Here is a 17,185-nt window from a genome sequence, read left to right as displayed (position 1 = left end):
TGTATTACCATCAAGAAAAAACCGCTACCGATCAAATGATTGATCAATAGCGGTTATTCTGCTTCTTATTCCTGTATGGCTTCAGTTGATCATTTTACTTGGTACAGGTATATTTTCCAGGCGGAATCAGGGTTGTCGAAGCTTTTCAAGAATAGGAGTCCGTCTTCATCGGCATTTAAGATCGGCACGGACGATATTAGATAACGGCCTCCCATCGCCTTAAAAGCATCTATATTCAGCTCTAGATGGTGGATCTGCTTAGCAGAGTTCTTTTTAAACCCGTAATTCTCTCCTAGTTCGCTTACAAATAGATAACAACGGCCTCCCCATTGATCAAAATAGGTTTTCAGGTCAGGGCTTTTGTCCAATTCCTTAGCAATGATTTTTCTAAATTCGTGCTTGTACGTAAGCGGATAGTAATTATTGTAGGTGTCCAATGTATAGAATCCATTGTACTGCGCGATAGCGGGGTGAAGTCCAATGCTGCCTAAGCGATAGGATTGTTGAGGCTTCCCGATATATTCCTTGATCTGTTGAAACTGATCGACCGCATAGAACTGTTTAACCGATGGCTCGCCGTACACTCTATAGATGATTTCATCGTTGCAAACGCAAAGTAAAAGAACCTGTAATACAAGCAAAACGCGAACTCTCTTATGCCACAGTTTGCCCATCTTCCAAAGGATATGTAGTCCGAGCGCAAAACCAAGATAGATCACTAAAGGACGTAGAAAATGGAACCGAGCAAAATTAAACGTATTCAATATCGAAAATTGTTCCTTTAATGGCTCCCACCCTTTGTAAAACCAAAAGGCGTACCACAGAGACAGAAGGAAATTCAGCCCAAGCAAAAAAACAAACCTATGATTTGTTTGCAGGCTTTTGCGGCTAATCACAATTCCAAGCGCAACGAAGAGGATAGGCAAGATGATTGCTGTGTGTATGGTTAATACCGCGTTATGACCAAATATAAAATTCAAAAAAGCAAGACAAATAGTATGCCCGAGACCAAGCGTTGAATTGACAAATTCCGAGCGGCTGGTCGGGGCTTCCGCAAAAACGAGCCCAAACACAAGTCTATATTCGATGGCCAAATAAATCAGGGTCATAAACGCGATACTCCCAATAAATACGGGATTCCAATCGCGCTTCTTGATCAAGTCCCGCAACCACAGCAAGCCCATCGCCGTCAAGAAAAAGAAAAATCCGAGGACAAAGCTGGAGTACAAGGGCAGGAGAATGAGAACCGCCCATTCTTTCCAAGAAATCTCTCTGTTGCGGATATTCAAAAATGCCCATAGAGCCAACGGCTGTCCCAATGTGCTTAACATGCCCGACGGCCAAAACGGCGTCAATGCGAAGGCTAGAGAAACTCCGACGCGAATGAGGCTAACGTCCTGCTCTTTAATAAAATGCTTTTTTAGCAACCAGAACATCCCAAGAAAAGCCATGACCCTCGTTATGGTTTGGCTTATCGCATAAGCTGTCATGGTAGGAAAAAGCGCATGCAGCCATATAATACCGCTATATTCAGATTCATAGGCGCCTCGCGGCAAACCGTTAATCACCTGGGGAATGACCGCATTCAGCGACCCAAACAGCTCGTTGCTTCGTACTAGCACCTTATACCAAGCGATATTGGAGTCCAAATTGTCGTGAACTCGGATATGAGCGTTTTCTCCCAGAAGAAACAGTGGTAAAACATAAATAAGTAAAATAAATAAGGCGGCGAAAACAGTAAGTCTCTCTGTGGTCCATTTCTTAGTGAAATATTGCATAATCATCCTGCCTGTCAGTGTAATCTGGTGGAAATATAAGAAGTGCTCGACAATCCATACATCCGCTATCTTGCCATGCATTTACAAGAATTTCAAGTCCTTCGAAGTTACACCAAACCGAACACAATCAAAAGTCCCCGCATTTTCGCGGAGACCTATCGTTTATTACTCCTTTGCCAGTTCATCAAAGTCGTCATAATAAGGATATACGTAGGGGTCATTCGGGGCTTTAATAACGGTTATTTTTTTCGCTTCCAATTGAATAATATCGTTCCCCCTATAATTAACGGTCGATAGCTTCCCGGTCATCGTAATCCACGTGTCTTTCTTCAAAGTTGCACCGTTAGCCGATTTAACCAAAAATCCATAGGGCATCGCATCGGCCGAGCAACATTGCATGGCCATGCGGGATACGACGAACTGGTCTTTCTTCATGTCGTTTTCACGGTATACGAACCCGCTGATAACAATTTCTTTTCCGATGAAATTTTCTTTGAACAGATCAAGCATCGTCAGCATTTCGAGGAAACCGACGGTCTTAATAGGAATCACGTCCCGCTTATACAGCTTCTTGCCTAACTCGGCATAGTCGATGCTGAACTCGTCCGCGGGGAACAGCTTATCCAGTTCGTCGTGAGCGGATGGCTGCGCCTCGACAACGTCCTTCGGATCTGATGCTGTTGTATCAAGGTTATTGTTCGGCATCTCGCCTAAAGGCTCCGAAGTGGTTACAGGTTCGATCGCGTCGACGGGTTGTACGGGAATGGAAGGTCGTTGGGTTACTGTAGCTACGTTCAAATTCATGCCCTTAACCGCTACGACTTCGCTTCCCATAATTCGATCCGGCAACATGAATCCCAGCAGCAGCGGAATGGCAAATAATCCATAAATCATACCGTTCCGTAAAATAGACCTCGGCGGTTCGTGCCCGCAATCGCAATCCTCCTCCGCACCGCTTCCGCCCCTTTGTACCGCAATAAACAGATAGAAACCAGCTAGCAGGAATAAGGCCATAGCCCCGTATTTGACGTAAGGAATCATCCTGGGCACGATATAATATTGCAGCTTGTCGGCTTTAACGAGATGTACGATATACAGGGAGAAACAACCCAGTAGGGTCGCGCGAATTAAATAATGCGGCAACAAATTACGCCGTTCTTCCATCAAGAGTCCTCCCTTCGATTCCCGCCTAATTCAAATAATGATTCCCGAGCATCCATGCTCCGATGAATACGGTTATGGCGATCAATCCTGCAAGAAATAATACGAATTTAATCTTAAACAACGAAAGTAACATTAGCGTGCTCTTGAAATCCAGCATAGGTCCGAAGACAAGAAACGTAAGCAGTGATCCCGCGGAGAACGTGCTTGCGAACGAGGAAGCCACGAAGGCATCAGAAGTCGAGCAAAGCGAGAGAATGAACGCAAATCCCATCATGAAGAAATGCGAACCGAACTCGCCTTGACCGATATTGACGAGATCGGAGCGCGGCACGAACGCTTGTATGGCTGCAGTAATTAGCGAACCAAAGATTAAGAACTTCCCCATATCGAAAAATTCTCCGCCGGCATGCTCAAGCATTTCAACGAATCGACTACACGAATGCGAATGCGTATGCGTTGACGCATTATTAATTGATTCTCTCGAGATACGTATCGGATTGATCTTCACGAAATAATAGATGATCAAGCCTATAACCGCCCCGACCGCGATAGCAAGTCCCATCCGGGCGTATACCATCTCCGGCTTTGTTCTGAACGCGTTGAATGTCGCCGAGAATACGATCGGGTTCACGATCGGTCCGACCAATATAAATACGACGCCCGCGTATAGCGGCATTCCCTTGGATACCAGTCTCCTAACGATCGGGATGAGCCCGCACTCGCATATCGGGAAAACGATGCCCAATAAACAAGCAACAAGAACTCCTAAATACGGATTCCTTGGAATCATTTTGCGAAACCAGGCTTCGGGTATGAATACATGCATAAACGATGAGACAAACACGCCCAGCAACAAAAACGGAAGCGCTTCAAGCACGATGCTGATTAACATCGTCTTAAACGTATGTACCTCTGGTCCTACCGTAAAGGATAAGTTGCTAATCAGGGACGGATTTAAGGAAAATAGAACGATGAACGCGATAACGATGCCGAAAGTCGCGTTCATCTTCCACGTGCCTGCAATAGAAGATAATTTCAGCCTGACCACCTGCACTCAATTGTAATAATTACGATATGAAACGAGAATAACAGGAAGACTGTTATTTTGTCAATTCGGCTGATTATTGTTGGCAATCTTCGCATAAACCGTAGATTTCAAATCGATGATTCACGATCTTATAGTTTCCGGGAAGCTCGACTCCATTATCCATAGGACAATAATCGAACGTAAGCGTCTTCTCGCAATTGATGCAAATCAAATGATGATGATGATGGTCCAAGCAATTCGCTCTAAATTTCAAGCCTCCATCCATAAAATAAAACTGCTCCAATACGCCCATGTCATTCATCATTCGCAGGTTGCGATAGACCGTATCGAAGCTGACGCTTGGGTATTTCTCGCTCATATGATCGTACACGTCTTTAGGCGAAAGGTATCCTGGATGGTCAGAGAAGATCTGTGCCAACGATTTTCGTTGGTCCGTAATTCTCCAGCCGTTCTTGGACATGATATTGAGCATTTCATGTACGTTGTTTGATTTTGACATTCTTTTGTACCTTCTCCTTGATTTCTATATTGTCTTATATTGTAACAGGTTGGGGTGGTCTTTGCCATGAAAGTCATGTTTCCAAAAGCTATTAATCGTAAATTTTACAACAGAATAATCGAGGTGGTATGATCGTAGTGAATTTCATATTGCTTCATTGGCTAAAGGATATATCCTAGCGGACAATGCCGCATGGCATTTTCATATGTTGTGCTGATCGGTATTGAGATCGATGAAGAACAAACCCGTCAAGAATGGAATAAAGCCTGCGGATCTTAATCCGCAGGCTTTTTCCGAGTTTATCCTAAATTATCATCTATGCGGATTATATTCCAGAATCGAACTTTCGATTTGATACAGCTGTAAAGGCGTATTGGCGATAATCGCTTTGCGTTTCGCTTTAAGGATGATCTGTTCGATCTCCGCAAAACTACATCCAGCGGTGAGGACGGTCGCGCGCTCGATCAGTGAGGCATTTTCCAATACGAAGTCATCGCTTTGCAATCGAAGGTACTCATTGCGGCGATCGTCATCCGGTATTCCGTAATGCATTTTAGTGTCGAATCTCCGCCAAACAGCATGATCGAGTTGGTCTTCCAAATTGGTCGCTGCCATAAAGATGCTTTCGTCGCCAAAATCATCAAGGCACTGCAACAGCGTGTTGACGACGCGCGACATCTCCTTTACCTCGTCGTTGTTGTCCCTCGTTCGCGCGATAGCGTCGAATTCGTCAAGAAACAACACGCACGGATTGCTTTTCGCGTAATCGAATATTTTGCGCACGTTGCTTCCCGTTTCTCCCAAGTAACTTTGAATAATCGTATCCAAACGTACTAGGATCAGAGGTAGACGAAGGCGCTCTGCCATATAGAAGGCCGTTAAAGTCTTGCCGGTTCCAGGTGGTCCGAACAAAATCATTTTGTTCGGGACGGGAACGTTAAACGATTCGAATTTCTCTTTCATCACAGCGATGTGAATAAACTCTTCTATGACTTGGACATTAGCGGGATTCAACACGATGCGTTTTGCTTTTGCCGCGCATTCTTTGTACGTATAATAGTTGGCCATATCCAAGCCTTTGGCTCGAGGCAATCTGGTATTGTTGTTTGTTTTTGACATCGGTTAGGCATTCCCTCGCAAAGGCTATTATTAATAAGCTCCAGGCTTAATCTGCTTCGTTACGACATTAGCGGGTCTCACGGTGTAACGTTACTCTTTTTAACCTGGGACAGTACTTTTTCAATTCCAACCGCGTCGGATGCGTTCGTTTGTTTTTCGACGTCGTATAGTTGCGATCCCCTGTCTCGGTACAAGCAAGCGTAATTATGACTCGCATGCGGGTTCACCTCCTTTGCTTTCGATAACGTAATCCAATCAATGAATTTCCATCGTTTGAATCGCGTTGGGAAGAGGATCTTGGTATTCGCGCCAATCCTGCGACAGCTCCTCGTTAGTCAACAGGCAGTCATCCAAAGTTCGCGAGATTCCCTCTTGGTCCATCTCGATACCGATTAGCACGAGTTTCGTGATCCGGTCGCCATACTCATGGTGCCATTGTTCCCTGAGATCCTGCTCTTCTTGAAGGTACATCTCCCTTTCCGATGCAGGCAGAGCGGCGACCCAATATCCGGAAGGTCCGAATTGAATCGAAGGGCCGGCTTGGCTTAAGCTTTGACCCATGTCATTCCTCGAAGCTACCCAGGCGATTCCTTTCGCGCGTACGACCTCCTCCGGCCAGTCCATTAGCCATTCCATTAACCTTTGCGGATGAAACGGGATACGGCGTTCGTATACGAACGAGGATATTCCGTACTCCTCCGTCTCCGGAACGTGTTCGGACTTATCCATCTCGAGCATCCATCCGGCGGACTGGCTTGCCGTATCGAAATCGAAGAGACCGGTGTTCAGGATCTCGGCGGGGTCGATCTTTCCGTGAGAGGTACGAATGATTTTCGCGCGAGGTTGGAGCTTGCGAAGCACGCCTTCCAACTGAGCGAGTTCCTCCGCTTCGATTAAATCCGTCTTATTCAGAATGAGCACGTCGCAAAATTCGATCTGGTCGATCAACAAATCCACCACTTCGCGCGTATCGTCTTCCCCTACGGCTTGCCTTCTGTCGAGCAATGTTTCTCCGGAAGAGAAGTCATGCCAGAATCGACAGGCGTCCACTACGGTTACCATGCAGTCGAGGCGACATAAACGCGTCAGATCGATCCCTTGCTCTTCGTCGATATAACTGAAAGTCTGTGCGACCGGGATCGGCTCCCCGACACCGGTAGATTCGATCAGGATATAGTCGAATCTTCCCTCTAACGCAAGACGTTCGACTTCACGGAGTAAATCCTCGCGTAGCGTGCAGCAGATGCAGCCATTGGACATTTCCACGAGCTTCTCGTCTGTTCGGGATAAACCTCCGCCTTGCTTTATCAGATCCGCATCAATATTAACTTCGCTCAAATCGTTGACGATGACAGCTACTCTTAAGCCTTGCCGATTATTGAGTACGTGGTTCAAAACCGTTGTTTTTCCGGCTCCAAGATAACCGTTCAACACGGTTACGGGTATTTTTTTCATTATCATATCTCCACTCTCTTCGTAATAATTACGATACAATCTGATTTGATAAGCCGACTTAAAGTCGACTTGCGTGCGGCCATCTATTCGTTAAGCGCCTTTTTTAATGCCTCTAAGTTTTTCTTCATGATGCCGATATAATCCAAACCGTTCTTTTTATCATCGTCAGTCAATCCTTCGAGTGGATTTAAGACGTCCGTCTTGGCTCCGATTTCTTGGGCGACGACTTGAGCGACTTTCGGTTCGACCAACGTCTCGAAAAAGATCGTCTTAACTTCATGCTGTTTCGCGAACGTAACGATAACCGCTATTCTAGCGGGAGACGGCTCTTGCTCCGGCGATAATCCGGATATAGGAACTTGAGTTAATCCGTATTCTTTAGCCAAATATCCGAACGCCGCATGTTGAGTTACGAAGTCCTTTTGTTTCGTTCCGGTTAAGCTTTCTCTATAGTTGGCATCCAAGTCTTTGAGCTTCGCGATATAAGCCTCGGCATTTTTGCGGTATTCCTCCTTATTGGCAGGGTCCGCCTTCTCGAATGCCGCTTGGATGGCAGATACTTCTTTCTGCACCAGAACAGGATTTAACCAAACGTGCGGATCTAGAATCGGTCCTTCTTCTATATGCTCGTGATCTCCTCCTCCGTCCTCTTCCTCGGGCAACCCTTCCAACGAAGCGATGCCGTCGCTCGCTTCAACCACTATTCTATTGTCATTTGCCGCACTGGAAAGAGCATCCTTGGCCCAGCCCTCGACGATGCCGTTGTAGACGAAGACGTCGGCTTCCTTCAAAGTCGCCATATCCTTCGCGCTCGGTTCCCAATCATGGGGTTCTACGCCCGGAGGTATAAGCGCTACGACATTAGCGTGATCGCCTCCGACTTGTTTGCTGAATTCGTACATCGGATAGAACGTCGTAACAACGTTCAGCTTGTGGGGAGAGTTCGCTTTCGTGGATTCGTCGTTTTTACCGCACCCGGACAATACGAGTGCAAGGCTTGCTGTTAGCAGTATAGATTTGATAGGCATGGATTTCATGTTTTAGAAACCTCCAATAAAGTATAATAATTGTCAATCTTCAGACAGTGATACCCGTTGCAGAGAACCCGCAGCCGGCACGACTTGTCGATCGGCAGAGCTCCTTTTTCCCCATGCCCTCCAGGCTTTCTTCAGTCCCAAACCCCCAAGTAAGATTAGCAATAATACGAAAGAAATCGTTGCTCCCGGTGGCGTGCTGAACGAATAAGAAGCCGTGATTCCTGTAAAGACGCCAGTTATGCCTATGATCATTGCAATAAAGATAGCGGCTGTGAAACTTGGCGCAATTCGGATGGCTAGCGATCCAGGCAGTACGATTAACGCGGATACGAGCAACACGCCTACGATCGGCATAGCGGCTGCCACGATCATTCCGGTAACGACACTGAAGCCTAGCGATATCCAACCAACGGGCAATCCGTTCGTGCGGGCGGTCTCTTCGTCGAACGACATCTGATAGAGGGGTCTTCTTAAGAGATATAGAAACAGTCCCCCGATGGCAGCAGCTACGATCATTAATCGGAGTTCCGTGCCGTTCACCGCGACAACGGAACCGAATAAATAGGAAGATAAGCTTTTATTGATGCCTTTGTTTAAGCTCATAACGATCATCGATACCGACAACCCGCCGACCATAATAATCGCGACCGATATTTCGCTGAACGTCTTATAGGATCTCCGGACATATTCAACGGCGACAGCTCCCAGAACGGCAACTGCAAAACCCGCTAATGTCGGATTCCAATGAAAATACGCTCCGCCTGCCACGCCTGCCAACGAAACGTGGGAGAGCATGTCTGCCATTAAGGCTTGTCTTCTTAACAGCAAGTAGACGCCGAGAGCCGAAGCCAGAAGAGCGATTATCCCGCCGGCACAAAATGCCCGCTGCATGAAGTCGTAGTGCAGCATTTCCAACCGCCCTCCTCTTTCCGTTCGAGAGTAATTAATCGGTCCAAATCCCCTTCCACTTCGGCAAGATGGTGAGTAACCATCATGACAGTTCTGCCATGAAGTCTCACCTGATCTTTCAGCAAGCGGTAAAATTGTTGTCTGCTTTCCGCGTCCATACCGGTCGTCGGTTCGTCCAATACCAGAAGATCGGGTTCCATTGCGAACGCCCTGGCCAATATGATTTTTTGCTTCTGTCCTCCGGACAGCTCTCCGATTTTCCGCTTGCGGAATTCCCACATCCCCACTTGACGAAGCGCTTGCTCAGTTGCTTCCCGATCGACGTCATTCAATCTTCTTAACCAAGCGCCTTGGCGAAAACGTCCGCTTTGCACGAATTCCCAAACGGTACTCGGAAATCCCGCGTTAAACGCCGAAATTTGCTGCGGAACGTAACCGATGACCAGCTTCCCGCCGCTAACGTTGCGCATCGATAAGGTTACGTCTCCCTGCCACGGTCTTAGTAGCTTAAGCGCAAGCTTCAATAAGGTTGACTTCGCGGCGCCGTTTGGTCCGGTGACGGCGATAAATTCGCCTGCGTGAATCTCTAATGAAGCATCCTGCAAACAAGGCACGTCGCCATATCCGAAGGTAACGTTTCTAAGAGAAACCAACTCCATTTCTTTTACCTTCCTTCCGTCTGCTTTTTGGCTAACTTATGTCTGAAGCCAATCTTTAATGCGTAATTATTACGATTATGATTCAAATAATTACGCTCAAACCGGGGCTTGAACGTAATTATTACGCTTAAACAATGCTATCAGAAGTCATTTCCTTCGTCAAGCGGCATCTATTAATTTTTCATCCCGTAGCAAATTAAATATGTTCAGTCGAAAAATAAAACTGGGTTAACCAATTGTGTTGGCTAACCCAGCTTACTACTGAAAGCCTATTATCGGATGAGGCACATATGGCTCTTCCAGCGATGCGATTTCTTCAGACGTTAACTTAATCGAAAGAGCATTTACCGCGTCTTCGAGATGGGTCATTTTAGTTGCACCGATAATGGGAGCAGTTACCGGTTCTTTCTGCAGCAACCAGGCAAGTGCGATTTGTACTCGGCTAACTCCGCGTTTTTCTGCGATTGCCGCAACCCGTTCAACCACCAACCGATCGGTATCGGCAGTCGCATCGTATTTCTGTTTCGCGATTTGGTCGGTTTCGGAACGATGTGTCGTTTGCTGCCAATCACGCGTCAATCTTCCTCCGGCAAGCGGACTATAAGGAATTACGCCGATTTTTTCTTCCTTACACAGCGGCAGCATCTCCCTCTCTTCTTCGCGGTATATGAGATTTAAATGATTCTGCATCGATACAAACCGAGTCCATCCCTGTTTCTCGGCGACATATAACGCCTTTTGAAACTGCCAAGCGTACATGGCGGAAGCGCCAATGTATCTTGCTTTTCCGGCCTTCACGACATCATGCAAAGCCTCCATCGTTTCTTCGATCGGAGTATTGTAATCCCAGCGGTGAATTTGGTATAGATCCACATAATCGGTTTCTAGTCTCTTAAGGCTCTTATCGATTTCGCTCATGATCGCTTTTCGAGAAAGTCCGGCACCGTTTGGACCTTCATGCATGCGATTATAAACCTTTGTCGCGATAACAACCTCATCTCGATTGGCATAGTCCTTTAGAGCTCGACCAACGAATTCCTCGCTTGTTCCATCTGAATAAACATTCGCCGTATCGAAAAAATTGATCCCAAGTTCCAAGGCTTTTTTTATGATAAGACGACTTTGCTCTTCATCAAGCACCCATTGATGAATCCATCGCTCAGCTTCGCCAAAGCTCATACAACCCAGACAAATCCGGGACACATCTAATCCGGTATTACCTAGTTTCACATAATCCATTAGATTAATCCCTCGATTCCCATTGGTATTTGTTACATCATTTATTCCCCTTACTGTTCATCAACAGTTAATTTAAATTATTGCACTTGGAGTTAACTCCAAGTCAAGCGGTTTTGTAATTTCCGCAATTACTTCAAATAAGGAGCGGGATCGACCGGTTCGGTATTTTTGCGGACTTCAAAGTGCAAATGATTACCTGTAGAAATACCGGTCGAGCCAACCAAACCTATTTTTTCCCCTCTTTTGACGGTCTCGCCATCCTTGACTAAGATCCCGCCCATCATAATATGTCCGTAGACTGTCCATAAATCTCCGCCATGGTCGATAATGATGCAGTTACCGTATCCGCTCGAGGACTGGGCGAAGATCACAACGCCGGTTTCCGCGGCGTAAATCGGTGTTCCTTTGGGTGCGGCCATATCCATCCCCGTATGCAGCTTTCTCTTGCCCGTCACTGGATGGTTACGATACCCGAAAGACGACGACTCGTGCCATTCCGATTTTAAAGGCATACCAAGCTTTCCGCCCTTGTAATAGTTCTTGATCCGATTTTTCTTCGCTTCCAATTCTGAGGCCTTCTTTGCGAGTTCGGTAAGTTGTTTCTCTGATTCCTCGCTGATTTCCTCCATGTCTTGGATCTGCTTGGATAGCTTGGACATCATCGCTTCTTTGTCCTGCTCGTTCTGCTCCAGCTCCGCCTTGTTGGCTGTCATCTCGGCGTAGAGCACTTTAACGTCTTTCAACTCCTGCTCGACTTCCGCCTTCTTCTTGGTTACTTCCTCGGAATAAGCTTGTTTTTGATCCGCGATGTTGCGATCCTGTGTCAGGATGGCCTCAACCGCATCTATGCGTTCCAGAAAATCGCTGAAGCTCGTCGAACTGAACAGAACATCCAGATAAGAAGCCGCCCCATTCGTATAGGCTAACCGAACACGTGAGTCCATAAGTTGTTTTCGATCATTTAACTGCTGAATTGAAGCCTCAAGCTCTTGGCTTGTATTGAATAGCTTATCTTCGGCCTCAGTTATCTTGATTTGAGTCTTCTCAAGCTTCATCTGCACCTGTTCGATGCGGCCAAGGAGTGCTTGAATGTCTTCCTTAGTCGCTTCCTTCTGTCCGGTAAGAACCTTTACGGATTTCTGCGCTTTTTTCTGATTTTGGGCTTCACGATTCATTTCTTCCTTAAGGTTTTTCAATTCCTGATCTATCTTCTCGATCTGGGAAAGAGCTTGACCGTCATAGGGCTTCACGACAATTGCAAGTATCAAAAGCAAGACCAAGAGTAGTAACGATTTCCTATTCACGAATGTCCTCCTTCAAACACGTTCATCCAAATACCTCGTGCGACGACGAATCATTCTGCGTAAATCTTGATGCCCTGCATTTTCATAACGGAACCAATTATTGTTAAATGAGCACTTTTGTTATTTCGACATAATGCCTGAAATTCCTTTCTTGTCGATCCTATACGTGATTGATAATGTCGATTCTATATTCTAAAGTCAAAAAAAGGCCAACCAGAGAACTCTGGTTGACCAGTTAATACTAAGGAGCTTCCTTCTGCACGGATACTTTAATCTAAGTTTCTGACAACCAAATAAGCGATAAAACCGATTGGACCCAGAATCAACACAACCAACGCCCATAGACATCCAATGTTTGAGCCTCGCTTATCCGAAGCATCTTGCCATACCCAAATTAGACCGATTAAGGAGAGAATCCATAAAATCACAATAATGGCCAAGAACCAAACACCATCCTTGTCGTAATAATGAACAACGCAGCAGTATTAGTTTCCGATGATGAAATCCTGCAAAATGTCCGAAACACTGTTCACGAAGTTATCGGCCGCACCCCAGTCAAAATTAAAAAACATGCCTTCCGAGCTCCCTGTCGCAATGGATCGAACATCTGTTACACCTTGCAGGTTGTCGATTAGAACAATTAGAGCTGCCCGATTTTTCGTTCTCATGTAATATTTCTCGAAAATCAGCGTGCCCAAATATTTACCTTCTCCTAGTTCATGTAACTCTTCGTGTACCAAGTCCGCTTTTTGTTGATCTCTAACCAAAGCAAATGCCTCGGACGGAGAAATTCGAACTTGAAAATTGGATTTACTCAACATTTCACCCCATTTTTTACTGATTACTTTAGATACGTTAAAATACGTAAACAGTTCTTCACGTGACTAATTATTTTTTTATTACTCGTCCACCATGGCCGAGCTCCTCAAGCAACAGCCAAAAAAAAACAGCGGCGGTCTTGGACGAGAAAACAAGTCCTAGACTACCGCTGTTAATATTGAACTATCGTTTCATACCGGCTTAGCGAGCTAACTGCAATTCCTTTTCGCCTAGACCAAGCGTCCGCGCCGTTGAAGCATGAATTTCGCGGATAAGCTCCGGTTTTTTCAGAAGCGACACGCCATAAGAAGGAATCATTTCTTTTATTTTAGGCTCCCACTCTTTCATATATTGCGGGAAGCACCTGTTCATGACCTCAAGCATGACGGAAACGGCGGTAGAAGCGCCAGGAGAAGCGCCGAGCAATGCGGCTATCGATCCATCGGCGGCGCTAATTACTTCCGTACCGAATTGAAGCGTTCCTTTGCCGGCAGGAGTATCTTTGATCACCTGCACGCGTTGGCCGGCAACCAATAGATCCCAATCCTCGCTTTTGGCGTTCGGGACGAACTCTCGTAATTCTTCCATGCGCTTTTCTTTCGATAACATCACTTGCTGGATCAAGTATTTCGTCAAAGGAACGTTTTTGGCGCCCGATGCCAACATCGTTACTAGATTATTAGGTTTGACGGAAGTTATCAAATCGAATACGGAACCGGTTTTTAAGAACTTTGGCGAGAAGCCGGCAAACGGCCCGAAGAGCAACGATTTCTTGTTGTCGATAAATCTTGTATCCAGATGCGGAACGGACATCGGAGGAGCGCCTACCGGAGCTTTGCCGTATACTTTAGCATGATGCTGAGCTACGATATCCGGATTATTGCACACCATAAATAGCCCGCTTACCGGAAATCCTCCGATATGTTTCCCTTCGGGAATACCGGATTTTTGCAGTAAATGCAGACTTCCTCCCCCGCCGCCGATAAAGACGAATTTCGCGGTATGGCGTTCAACGGTGCCGCTATCGAGATTTTGCACTTTTAATTCCCAAGAGCCGTCGCGAGTACGTTTCATATTATTAACGCTATGTTTATATTTGATCTCGACGTTTTTACTCTTTAAGTGGTCAAACATCATGCGCGTTAAAGCGCCAAAGTTGACGTCCGTTCCGGAATCGATTTTTGTTGCCGCAATAGGTTCATTTGATGTCCGTTCTTGCATAATAAGCGGAATCCATTCCATCAGTTTTTCCGGATTATCGGAAAATTCCATCCCTTGGAACAGAGGATTGTTCGACATCGCTTCATAACGTCTCTTTAAGAACGATACGTTTTGTTCCCCTTGCACTAGACTCATATGAGGCAATGGCATAATAAAATCTTGCGGATTACGGATCAGATTGCTGTCTACGAGATACGACCAAAACTGCCTTGAAACCTGAAACTGCTCATTAACGTTAATAGCTTTGCTAATATCTATAGAACCGTCCGGTTTTTCGACGGTGTAGTTAAGCTCGCATAGCGCGGCATGTCCCGTTCCCGCATTATTCCATTCGTTAGAGCTTTCCTCTCCTGCATTTGCGAGCTTCTCGAACACTGTGATTTCCCAGTCCGGCACTAATTCTTTAAGCAGCGACCCCAAAGTCGCGCTCATGATTCCGGCACCAATTAAGATAACGTCTGTTTTAGTTTGTCTGTTGCTCATTTTAACCTTCCTTATTCCCTACTATTTTGCAGAAAGGATGCAGGCAACTTGCTTCGGAGCCATAGGTTAGCCAAGGCTAGACCTAGTCACGCATCTTTTCTGGATCAACTATAACCTTATTATAGTGTATCACTATTGTTAATAGATTAAAATCATTGTAAATGTTCTATTCCTTTTTTTACTTCTTCAATTCGCCAATATTCGATCATTCCGCTTGGTAAATGGGGGTTCGAGATGCGAGTGAATCTTTAATCCAAAAATTCCAACCCTGTATTCCTAAGAATGATATGGAACTTATAGCTGATTTTTGCAGACTTGAACATCTCGGGCCAATCTCCGTGTTGCGACGGTTGCAGCCGATTCCGGAAACGGTTGCCGAAGCCGAAGACGTCGGCTCCTTCCCGCTGAGTCTTCTCGAACATGGATTTGGCATGCGCGTTCAAACTGGATTCCAGCTCGGCGATAATTTGCGATTCATTCTGTTTCCGCGTACGAGAACTGTCGATTAACGTCGTGACAAGCGAGCAATCGAGTCCGATGATCGGTATTCCTCTCTCAAGTTTAGTCTTTATACGAGTATGGTTATGAACGATTCTTACATCCGATCTGTTCATCAATTCGACTTCCGAATCGTGAAACCGGTGAGTGAATATTTCGAAGAGAAGCGATTCGTCCTTGTTCAATTCTCCCACGATTTTGCCGTTGAGGAAAATCGCGTTTCCGGTAAATTCGAACGAATTTTGTACTCCTTCCGTTACTAGAGGTATCAGATTGGCATGGAACGGATTATACAATTTGGCGTAGATCTCCCATAGCCTGGTTTTGTTTTTTCTGGGAATCCCTCCGGCATAAGGTTCAAAAAAGAGCTTCGTGTAAATACCCGCGAGTTCCCCCGTCGGGTTAGGACTCGTGAAAATTCTTTCCATATTGCCCCTGACAACGGCAACTACGGCATCCAGGGGAACGGATCGCTCCCTGATCGCAAATTCCAAATAGGGGTTAATCCCCGTCTTGGCCAACGATTCGTCCAGTAACAGAGCTCGCGTGGAAGAAGCATCCAAGGCTTTGGGAAGCTTGTATTTTATTTTGTTCATCGCATCGGGGACGGTAAACCCGATCTGGCTCATCGTAAAAAAATCCTTTTTCGACAATCCCTGTATTGCCTTTGGGACAGGGAATCGAAACCAAACGCGTAATGAAGTCTCAGTCGACTTCTCAAGACCTAGCGCGCCGACCATTAGACGATTGTCGACGTCTCTGGAGTCCCAGCAACCGGTTACTGCGATCATAGTAAGGCTGCAAACGATGACCATTTTCAATGAAGCGCAAATTCTCCTCATGATTCCCTCCCCTTTCCGCCGCGTCTCTGAGCAACGATCAATGCGGCCATGCCGAGTAAGGGGAAAATGAACATAATATATAGACGAATACCGACCGTAAGTATAATGACATGTTCCAACTCTCTCCAAGAAGGCAAGAACGTGGCTGCGGCATAAACGACGATGAAGAGACCTAGATAGATGAAGCCGTTTTTCGCTTTCGGCATTAAAGTTTTGACCGTATCACCCAAGGCATGCAGCTTCAGAGCCATAATAAGCAAGACATAGAGCATCGTCACGGAGACGAATATAGCCGTTAAATTGTCGAATATGATCCAATAATGATAAATGGTATCCATCTTAGTCACGAAAGGAAAAGTCAAACGTTGGCTCAAGTCTCTTCCGAATGTCAAAACGGGCAAATAAACATAGCCTGCAATCATTGGAAGTGCGCAGATGAGCGCAAGGGCATAACTTCTCCATGCGCCCCTAGCGGACTGCATCGTATAAGGTCCGATCAACGACGTAATCGCAAATCCCATCCATAAAAACGATCCGGCATAGAAACGATTATCGAGGAGGAAATCTCCGTTAGTCCGAAACCAGGGCGTACCAAGCGTCCAGTTCACATCGCTGAAACCAATGATCAGAAGCGCCAAGGTGAAAAGTGAAGCCATCAGGAAAAATACTCTCGCTGCCCGTATAATAGGCATGATTCCAGCTAAGGCGAGCGCGGCGGAAGATAGGAGCATTCCGTTTAGAAACGAAATCGGGGTGGTGGGCAGCATCGTCATCGTAATAATTTCCGAGTAGGCCCTCAACATAACGATAAGCGCTCCGATTAAAAACAGGATTACGGGCAAGAATAGAACGCTCGTCCATACTAGGCCGACCGACGAACGTATCGCGGAGACGAGTTTTCTGCCTTCAAGCCTGGCTAGCATCCGACTGTAAAGCCATGAACTGAGCAGAGCGCCCGCAGTCCATACGGCAATAGGAATCCAATAGGCTCCTTCGGTACTGCGAATCAAAAAACTGGGATAGATAAAACCGGCTGCCGCACCTGAAAAAAGCATTTGAATCGCAAGCATTTCATAGCCGGTAAAGGCCGATGGGTTTTTCATGATAACGC

The 17,185-nt window shown here is 46.0% G+C and carries 16 protein-coding genes; all 16 read right to left on the bottom strand.

The window, feature by feature from the left end; genetic code table 11:
- Positions 1-89: 89 nt before the first annotated feature.
- On the bottom strand, positions 90-1,784 hold the full coding sequence (locus D7Z26_RS01625) for a DUF6044 family protein (RefSeq protein ID WP_407643475.1): 1,695 nt from the start codon (positions 1,782-1,784) through the stop codon (positions 90-92).
- Between the two features lie 159 nt (positions 1,785-1,943).
- Positions 1,944-2,942, bottom strand: a complete 999-nt coding sequence (locus D7Z26_RS01620) for a TIGR03943 family putative permease subunit (protein WP_120974121.1) — start codon at positions 2,940-2,942, stop codon at positions 1,944-1,946.
- Between the two features lie 25 nt (positions 2,943-2,967).
- On the bottom strand, positions 2,968-3,948 hold the full coding sequence (locus D7Z26_RS01615) for a permease (protein ID WP_120974119.1): 981 nt from the start codon (positions 3,946-3,948) through the stop codon (positions 2,968-2,970).
- Between the two features lie 115 nt (positions 3,949-4,063).
- Positions 4,064-4,489, bottom strand: a complete 426-nt coding sequence (locus tag D7Z26_RS01610; RefSeq protein WP_120974117.1) for a Fur family transcriptional regulator — start codon at positions 4,487-4,489, stop codon at positions 4,064-4,066.
- Positions 4,490-4,801: 312 nt separating this feature from the next.
- Complete coding sequence (locus D7Z26_RS01605; RefSeq protein ID WP_120974115.1) at positions 4,802-5,608, bottom strand: AAA family ATPase; 807 nt, start codon at positions 5,606-5,608, stop codon at positions 4,802-4,804.
- 67 nt (positions 5,609-5,675) lie between these two features.
- Positions 5,676-5,825 (bottom strand): 50S ribosomal protein L33, encoded by a 150-nt coding sequence (rpmG, locus tag D7Z26_RS01600; RefSeq protein ID WP_120974113.1) that lies wholly within the window; start codon positions 5,823-5,825, stop codon positions 5,676-5,678.
- Positions 5,826-5,863: 38 nt separating this feature from the next.
- A complete protein-coding gene (locus tag D7Z26_RS01595) occupies positions 5,864-7,069 on the bottom strand; it encodes a GTP-binding protein (protein WP_120974111.1) in 1,206 nt (401 codons plus the stop codon).
- A gap of 77 nt (positions 7,070-7,146) precedes the next feature.
- Positions 7,147-8,100, bottom strand: coding sequence for a metal ABC transporter substrate-binding protein (locus D7Z26_RS01590; protein ID WP_120974110.1), 954 nt, complete (start codon positions 8,098-8,100; stop codon positions 7,147-7,149).
- A 33-nt stretch (positions 8,101-8,133) separates the two neighbouring features.
- A complete protein-coding gene (locus D7Z26_RS01585) occupies positions 8,134-9,015 on the bottom strand; it encodes a metal ABC transporter permease (protein WP_120974108.1) in 882 nt (293 codons plus the stop codon).
- Positions 8,961-9,668 (bottom strand): metal ABC transporter ATP-binding protein, encoded by a 708-nt coding sequence (locus D7Z26_RS01580; RefSeq protein WP_120974106.1) that lies wholly within the window; start codon positions 9,666-9,668, stop codon positions 8,961-8,963. The genes D7Z26_RS01585 and D7Z26_RS01580 overlap by 55 nt, the downstream gene beginning before the upstream one ends.
- A gap of 258 nt (positions 9,669-9,926) precedes the next feature.
- On the bottom strand, positions 9,927-10,907 hold the full coding sequence (locus D7Z26_RS01575) for an aldo/keto reductase (RefSeq protein WP_120974104.1): 981 nt from the start codon (positions 10,905-10,907) through the stop codon (positions 9,927-9,929).
- Between the two features lie 128 nt (positions 10,908-11,035).
- Positions 11,036-12,211, bottom strand: coding sequence for a murein hydrolase activator EnvC family protein (locus D7Z26_RS01570; protein ID WP_120974102.1), 1,176 nt, complete (start codon positions 12,209-12,211; stop codon positions 11,036-11,038).
- Positions 12,212-12,696: 485 nt separating this feature from the next.
- On the bottom strand, positions 12,697-13,029 hold the full coding sequence (locus D7Z26_RS01565) for a DUF6054 family protein (protein ID WP_120974350.1): 333 nt from the start codon (positions 13,027-13,029) through the stop codon (positions 12,697-12,699).
- A gap of 202 nt (positions 13,030-13,231) precedes the next feature.
- A complete protein-coding gene (locus tag D7Z26_RS01560; RefSeq protein WP_120974100.1) occupies positions 13,232-14,734 on the bottom strand; it encodes a malate:quinone oxidoreductase in 1,503 nt (500 codons plus the stop codon).
- Between the two features lie 248 nt (positions 14,735-14,982).
- Entirely contained in the window at positions 14,983-16,074 is a 1,092-nt protein-coding gene (locus tag D7Z26_RS01555) for a Ger(x)C family spore germination protein (RefSeq protein WP_120974098.1), read from the bottom strand.
- Positions 16,071-17,177, bottom strand: coding sequence for a GerAB/ArcD/ProY family transporter (locus D7Z26_RS01550; RefSeq protein WP_120974096.1), 1,107 nt, complete (start codon positions 17,175-17,177; stop codon positions 16,071-16,073). The genes D7Z26_RS01555 and D7Z26_RS01550 overlap by 4 nt, the downstream gene beginning before the upstream one ends.
- Between the last annotated feature and the right edge of the window lie 8 nt (positions 17,178-17,185).

Origin of the sequence: Cohnella endophytica, assembly GCF_003628305.1 — a bacterium.
GTDB lineage: Bacteria > Bacillota > Bacilli > Paenibacillales > Paenibacillaceae > Cohnella > Cohnella endophytica.
This window is presented reverse-complemented; position numbering and strand designations above follow the sequence as displayed.

Excerpts from the sequence above, each read along its gene's own strand:
- D7Z26_RS01595 (WP_120974111.1), bottom strand. The coding sequence starts at position 7,069 with ATGATAATGAAAAAAATACCCGTAACCGTGTTGAACGGTTATCTTGGA.
- D7Z26_RS01560 (WP_120974100.1), bottom strand. The coding sequence starts at position 14,734 with ATGAGCAACAGACAAACTAAAACAGACGTTATCTTAATTGGTGCCGGA.
- D7Z26_RS01615 (WP_120974119.1), bottom strand. The coding sequence starts at position 3,948 with ATGAACGCGACTTTCGGCATCGTTATCGCGTTCATCGTTCTATTTTCC.
- D7Z26_RS01555 (WP_120974098.1), bottom strand. The coding sequence starts at position 16,074 with ATGAGGAGAATTTGCGCTTCATTGAAAATGGTCATCGTTTGCAGCCTT.
- D7Z26_RS01625 (WP_407643475.1), bottom strand. The coding sequence starts at position 1,784 with ATGATTATGCAATATTTCACTAAGAAATGGACCACAGAGAGACTTACT.
- D7Z26_RS01620 (WP_120974121.1), bottom strand. The coding sequence starts at position 2,942 with ATGGAAGAACGGCGTAATTTGTTGCCGCATTATTTAATTCGCGCGACC.
- D7Z26_RS01575 (WP_120974104.1), bottom strand. The coding sequence starts at position 10,907 with ATGGATTATGTGAAACTAGGTAATACCGGATTAGATGTGTCCCGGATT.
- D7Z26_RS01605 (WP_120974115.1), bottom strand. The coding sequence starts at position 5,608 with ATGTCAAAAACAAACAACAATACCAGATTGCCTCGAGCCAAAGGCTTG.
- D7Z26_RS01550 (WP_120974096.1), bottom strand. The coding sequence starts at position 17,177 with ATGAAAAACCCATCGGCCTTTACCGGCTATGAAATGCTTGCGATTCAA.
- D7Z26_RS01580 (WP_120974106.1), bottom strand. The coding sequence starts at position 9,668 with ATGGAGTTGGTTTCTCTTAGAAACGTTACCTTCGGATATGGCGACGTG.
- D7Z26_RS01610 (WP_120974117.1), bottom strand. The coding sequence starts at position 4,489 with ATGTCAAAATCAAACAACGTACATGAAATGCTCAATATCATGTCCAAG.
- D7Z26_RS01590 (WP_120974110.1), bottom strand. The coding sequence starts at position 8,100 with ATGAAATCCATGCCTATCAAATCTATACTGCTAACAGCAAGCCTTGCA.
- rpmG (WP_120974113.1), bottom strand. The coding sequence starts at position 5,825 with ATGCGAGTCATAATTACGCTTGCTTGTACCGAGACAGGGGATCGCAAC.